This window comes from Candidatus Peregrinibacteria bacterium, from assembly GCA_030700255.1.
Lineage (GTDB): Bacteria > Patescibacteriota > Gracilibacteria > UBA1369 > JABINC01 > JABINC01.
In genome coordinates this window covers 20034-27025 of the sequence record JAUYJN010000034.1, presented here as the reverse complement: position 1 = coordinate 27025, position 6992 = coordinate 20034, and the positions used below count along the sequence as shown (strand labels likewise).

Genomic DNA, 6992 nt, shown 5'->3' with positions numbered 1-6992 from the left:
AACAGCTGTGATGGTTCCTTTGCACACTGGAAAGGCAAGCTGGGGGTTCACAGAGGATTGGCGAAAAAAAGGAAGCAAAAGATGATGCATTATTTACTCGAAAATTCATAACATCAGCCCGCAAAAAATTCCCTTATCCCGTAAATTCGAATACAATATCAAAAAAAGCAATATCGAAATTAATGTAAATATGTGACTCATGTATAGGTATTATGCTGACATTTCAATCTCCGGAAATGGGAAGATTAATTTTCCACCATTTTTCAAATACTCCTTTTCGCGCCGGAGAATACCTTCTTTGAAATGCCATGGGAGAACCAAAAAATAGTCCGGATTCATTGCCCTGGCCTCCTGCTCGGAAATAATAGGTATATGCGTACCCGGTGTAAAACAACCGAATTTATCCGGATTCACCTCTGCAATCGCAGGAATATCTTTTGCGGTCAAACCGCAAAATTGCAACAATACGTTTCCTTTTGTGGATGCTCCGTAACCAAGGATTGTTTTTCCACTTGCGACCAATCCTCTAACAAGTCTTATCAAGTCGTCTCTATGCCTGAACACTCGCTCTTCAAAATCACGATAAGGACGTGGCGTATTCAGACCCATACGATCCTCTTGCTCAAGTAACCAATTAACCACTACCAGATTCTGCGGTATATTTTTATTGCCAATCTTAGCTACCGTTACGGCAAAACTTCCACCGTTTATCGCATTCATGACAACATCAACAATTTTTAGTCCCGCCGCCTTCATAATTTTCTCCATAACACCAAGTGAATAATATTCCAAATGCTCATGACATATTGTGTCATAAGAATTGAGACGAAGCATTGAAGGCATATAACTTTGCTCAAGGTGCCAAATACCATCGTCATGAAGAATAGACTCTACCTCTTTAGCAAATTTTACAGGAGCATCAAGATCATAAAACATCGCTATTGATGTCACAATCCGTGCCGGCTCCGAGTTAATACTTTTATAATTTTCAGCTGTAAAAAAATCCGGTACCAGCTGAATATCTTCCGTATAATATTCTGAAAATTTATTACCGGTCGGATCTATCCCCACTCTTTTGATTCCATTTGCACCGTATGCTTTTAACAAGGTTGCATCATTACTACCTATGTCCAGTACTATATCACCTGGATTTAATTCGATCAGTCTTTCAAGATATCGGACTTTTTCCGTTAAATGATTAACCATGGACTGGTTTAATCCGGAACGATAACCATAATTTTCACCATACATTTCCGTTGGATTGTATGAATGACGTAATTGCAAAAGCCCACTGTCGGGACACCATACAAGATCAAGCGGCCCTGAAGTTATTTCGTCAGACACAGTCTTGGGAAATACTCCCGTAAGAACTTGGTTTCCAAGATTTAAAACTGAAATCAAGTTCTTCCCACCACCGATACGACACTGCCCTATTTCCGTATACTCATCCATATATATGTATTTTTATTATTTAAATACTTTTAAAAAAGACCTAAAACATTATTTATCTAAAGATATGATAAGTCAAACTTAAAAAACACCTCATCCGGCGATAATTGGCCAAAACTTCCAGCCGTAAAAGCTTTTTTACAAATAGTTTTAATTTCCGGCAACTGAGCCTTAAATACCTCTAAATGTTTATTATTCAATATAAATCTTTCAATTGAGAAATATGGCAAATTTTTCGCAATATCATTAAAATAAATCTCATTCAAATAATATGTTATGTCTTTACAGTTATTGGTACGCCATCCATCCATTTTGATAGGTGAAGCCCCTTTCATTTGAGCTAAAGCATAGATTTCCGGGATTCTTTCAAGTCTCCATAACGTCGCATATTTACCCCAAGAAACATTCATATTTACAACCAATGCCGGATCACCAATCCAATAACCGAATTCATCAAACATGTTATTACAAACATGATAAGTGGTTGGAACGCATGTTAATAACGATGAAAACGGGCGACCCATGGTGTCTTGCGAATAAGCCATTAAAGCATGGTCACGACGAAAAACGCAAGCATAAATAGCTGTAAAGAAATTTTCATTGTTTGGAGCTATTTCCTTAATTTTTCCATAAAAATCGGATGATGCCGGCACTATCGGTATGCCATGAGATATGAAAGAATCCAAGTCATCGCTTGATTCCAGACTATTCTGAGTTGTATAAGCATAATTCAGATATATCAAACTTAAACGAGGATAAGTAAGAATCGCTTTTATTATACACTCTATCGCTTTAGGCTTGATAATATCATCATCACCAACCAACCACACATATTGTCCTGACGAATGACGAGCCGTTACATGAAGATTACCAAGCATGCCTACGTTCACTGGATTGCAAAAATATTGAAAATTCTCAACGCCATCATAGTGTTGAGCCACTTCCGCCGTATTATCAGTCGACGCATTATCACATACTATCACCTCTACAATATCACGATATGGCTCGGTAAGCTTCATCAACACGGCCAATGATATATTAAGCCATTTGGCTCGATTGTAAGTTGTCACACAAATAGAAAGCAAAGGGCGATAAAATTTCGTATTAGCGTGATCTGATTTCTCACAATTCTTTGATTGAATGCCTTTTACCACATCTCCAACGAGATGATCAACAATTTCTTTACCATAATCATCCCATGTTTTCATACGTCTCTCTCTAGCTTTCTTAGCAAGACCTGCGAGTGCATATTTATTTAAAGCCAATTTAGTCATCGCATCCTTAAGTTCAATAACTTCATGCATATTAATTACAATGCATCCACCATCTCTCGCCACCTCTTCAAGCGCCCCTTGATTATGAGCAATACACGGCCTTGCATGCCATATACTTTCTACAATCGGCAATCCAAAACCTTCTTCAATCGAAGGATAAACCGTAAAATCACACTCTTCATAGAGACGACTCAATTCTTCATCATTCGTTTCTCGTAACCATTTGATTGATTTATTTTCTTTTTTCGCATCTTCCACCATTTTTTCAAGCTCCGGAAATGGAGCCCCACCGGCCAGAATAAGTTCAAAATTATTTTTCGGATGCTCTTCGCACATTTTATTAAATGCCTTCAAAAGAGTTTTATGATTCTTTCTTGGCTCTACAGTACCAACCGCAAGTATTTTAACCGTATTCGATTGCTTTTCCCCATGAGATAAAATACGTGGCCTTTCCAAAAATTCAGTTGCCAATGGAGTTGCGTGAATTTTCTTGATAAGATCATTAAAATACGTATCAAGTTTATAGCAATAATCCAATAAATCATTTTTTGATGTTTCAGAAATACAAAACACGTGATCTGCAAAACCCAGAGCATTCATATATTCCCTGTGCGCACTCGTTGCCTCAGGTGGATACAGCTCTTTAAGTTTATGAGGAATAGCGTCGTAAAACACAATAGCCACCTTCATAGAATGCTCTCGCGCAAAATTAATAAGTCTTGCCATAAAACCACCACCTGCATATGTTGTCAATTCAGGAACAAATAACCAGCTACCGGCCAAGTCTTCAAATAAAACGTCATTCTCTAAAGAAAATTCAGGGCCATTCCAGAGTGATAAATGCTCCTTTTCTTGTTTATCCAAACTCATAAGCTCGTTCTTTTCATGATTCCATTTCACTATTTGCATAGGAGCGCCAAGCCTTTCCAAAGAACTTGCAAGCATCCTTGTGACACGCTGAATCCCTGTATTACGCGGATACGAACAAGTATGATCCGCTAAATAATAAATTTTATTCAATTTTGTCATTGGATCATCATATTTTTCAAATATCGCAAGCATCTCCTCGGAGTACCTTTGCCATGTTTTTATTTTTCTTGCAGTAGCTTCCTTACCGAGTCTTGAACGCAAATCATGATCCTGCAACATATTTTCAATTGCAGCGCCCAATGCTTTTTGAGAACTCACATCAACCGCTAAACATCCTCCATCGTCCGCTATTTCTTTCATTGCTCCAAAATCGGCGCAAACAGAGGGTTTCCCATACCAAAGACTTTCAATTATAGGGAGTCCGAAACCCTCTTCAAGAGAAGGGAAGACCGTAAAAAGCGCTCGCTTGTATAAAGCTTGAAGTTCATCGTCATGAACATATTTCAAATATTTGATATAAGGATTCGATTCCGTCATTTGAGTCAAATATGGAGATATCGTAGGATGTAAGTTTCCAACAAGTACCAAGTCTATATCCATCTCCGGATTCTTTGAGCAAAATGTATTAAAAGCATCCAGTAATGTCGTTTGATTTTTACGCTTTTCAATAGTACCAACGCATAGAATGATACGCTTATCTTTATCCGGCTCACTGTATTCATGTACTCTTTTCACATTTGGCAACTCTCCCGCAAGCGGGAGAGGAATAATTGATGGCAAAGTTTTTTCGCTAAAAAACATTCGCTCACAATAGTAAGTCTTTAAATCATCACTCGCAAATTCAGAAATTGGCAAAATTAAATCCGCCAGAGCAATATCTTGCATGTATTTAGCATGTTTATCTTTCATTTCATGATACTCATCAAGCTTGAACGGTATTGCGTCATAAAAAATAAACGCCGTTTTCATTGCCGTTCTTTTGGCATAATTTATCAGCTCATCCGTTGGAGCGTAAGATAAATTCGTAATATGCGTCACTTCCGGAACAAGCAACCAACTTCCTTTCATATCATTTGCAAAACGTGATTCATGAAGAGATTCCGATGCATATGCCTTAGATGGATGTTTAGACAAATCGACCCACTCGGAAATCTTCGGTCCATTCCACATTTCAAGAATTTTCACCTCCTCTTGAGAGGCGATTCTAATACTTTTTCCCCTTTCATCCCATCGTACAAAAATAAGCTTACGCCCGCTTTCAATAAGTGCTTTTGCCAAACTGCGACTAACACGTTGAACTCCCGTATTTGTGTTACAATCACATATGAAATCTAAAAAATAAAATATCGACTTATTGCTCATAATATGAACTTTAGTTAAACTTTGTAAGCGACCAGTGCATAATCCGGTGCCGCATAAAAAATCCCTTGCAACAAAGGATCCATTCCTGAAGGTGGCTCCGCAATTCTATCTTTTTTTAAACGCATAATAGAAACTTTTCCAAACCCTCTTTCTTCGGCTATAAACTGAATTGTTAACGGTGGGATAGGGCGTTCATGAGTTGGATCGGTATAAAAATTACAAGCTCCAACCATTAAATTCTCCGGATTTGGAGTCTCTAAAATCAGTACTCCGCCATCCTTTAGCGTCCTATACGCCTCATCAAAAAGCTTTATAATTTGCTCAAATGGTAAATGCTCAACTATATGCATCCCTGTAATCGCTCCCACAGATTTATTATCCAGAGAACCGAAATATTTTATCACATCAGCTTCTATAACATCAAAGCCTCTATTTAAACATTCATTTATCATTATTTTGTTTAAATCAACCCCACGTGCAGATATACCATTTTCTTTTAATATTTCCAACCACTCGCCTCGACCACATCCTATATCCACTACCGTTGCGTCTTGCATGCCTGTGCATGCTTCCCGCACAATTGGCAAATATTCTTCTGCACGCAACTTAATCTGACTTCTCGTACCCCTAAAATGATTTTCAAAAGCCAAATAAAAATTATCCAGCTCATGACTTTCTTCTTCCAACTTTTTCAATTCTTCAGAAGTGACTATATTTGCCTTTGTCGCAAGCTCCTCTTTCACACCATACACATCCTGCACCGATGCCTTTGTCGCAAGCTCCTCACTTAGCAGATCGGCACGGTCACCCTGTCTTGAAAGCTTATCTGACAGTTCGTGAAAATCCGATTGGTATTCCGTAAATTTTGTACCTACAAACGCTTCATATCTTTCTGCGCTTCTTATAATGATTGGGAATTTAATAATCACAAAAATGATCTGAATTATATATCCAATAATCGGCAAGCTATAGACCATATTCATGATACGCTTGAACAATAAGCCTCTTATCTTAACTTTTTTTATTTTCCCTTCCTTAGAGTATCTGAGTCGTTCAAGTATTCTCATTCTGTTCAACGTGCCATTGCGCAGTGCAATCAAATACTCCTTTGCACCTTTAGGATCCGGATCTCTGCCCAAAATAAGTTTATAAGCATTATTTAAAAACTGCTCATCATAATATTGTAAAAAATCCTCCAAGACATAATATCTCCTAGTTCTTGGAATGATTCTGACAAAATGTTTAGCCAAATATTTGAACACCTTCTCCACTCCTTTACTATTGAACCGTTTATTAATATAATGTCCCATTCTCCATAATAATTGTGACTTTTCATGTGCGACAAGAGGTAGGCTATGCGATTCTTTGTTATAAAACGCAGGGCTCTTTATTTCTCTTGCATTGATTTTAGCGAGCTCATTTTCAACTCTTTCCAGCACGTCTTTTTCATCGATAATTTCCGTCCCCACATCATTCATAGATTTATTTTATGCGAATTTATCATATCTGACTTTTACCTATCCGGCAGCTGAATTGCAAGTTGCTTTTTAATATAAAGCAAGATTTTACATTTGACTTTTATCTACCCAACAGCGAAGAAATCAGGAGAAACAAAAGCCTTCACGAACGCTGGCACAAGGCTGAAATAGCACAGGCAAGACATGAAAAGAGGCAAATGAATAAAGGAAATCGATGCAAACTGAACAGAAAAGAAAAACTGAAAAAACATGTCATTGAAAAACTTGAAGAAGATTGGTCGCCGCAGCAGATAGCCGGTGAACTGAGGGAAAGATAACGAACGTCAAATAGCATGGCATCTTGAAACCGACAGTATGATTTTCTCACAACAAAAGCCAATAATTTCCGTACAGGTCGATAGAGCCAGTCAAAAATGTGCAATAACCAGGCTGGAAAACAAGACAGCACTTGAAATACGGATCTGTTTCACGTAGCTGTGGGTAAAAAGTGAGTTTCTTGTTATGCTGTAGACATAAATTAACCTTTCAGAACATGACAACCCAAAAAAATGTCCAAATT

Annotated in this window: 3 protein-coding genes; all 3 read right to left on the bottom strand. The window is 37.8% G+C overall.

Annotated features, from left to right (window positions below; genetic code table 11):
- Positions 1-210 precede the first annotated feature (210 nt).
- From Q8P68_04355 to Q8P68_04345, 3 genes are read right to left on the bottom strand one after another with little or no spacing between them, the layout of a single operon-like run.
- Entirely contained in the window at positions 211-1452 is a 1242-nt protein-coding gene (locus tag Q8P68_04355; GenBank protein ID MDP4008395.1) for a class I SAM-dependent methyltransferase, read from the bottom strand.
- A 56-nt stretch (positions 1453-1508) separates the two neighbouring features.
- Positions 1509-4955 carry a glycosyltransferase gene (locus Q8P68_04350; GenBank protein ID MDP4008394.1) on the bottom strand — a complete coding sequence of 1149 codons (3447 nt, stop codon included), beginning with the start codon at positions 4953-4955 and terminating at the stop codon, positions 1509-1511.
- Between the two features lie 14 nt (positions 4956-4969).
- On the bottom strand, positions 4970-6433 hold the full coding sequence (locus Q8P68_04345; GenBank protein MDP4008393.1) for a methyltransferase domain-containing protein: 1464 nt from the start codon (positions 6431-6433) through the stop codon (positions 4970-4972).
- Positions 6434-6992: the final 559 nt, after the last annotated feature.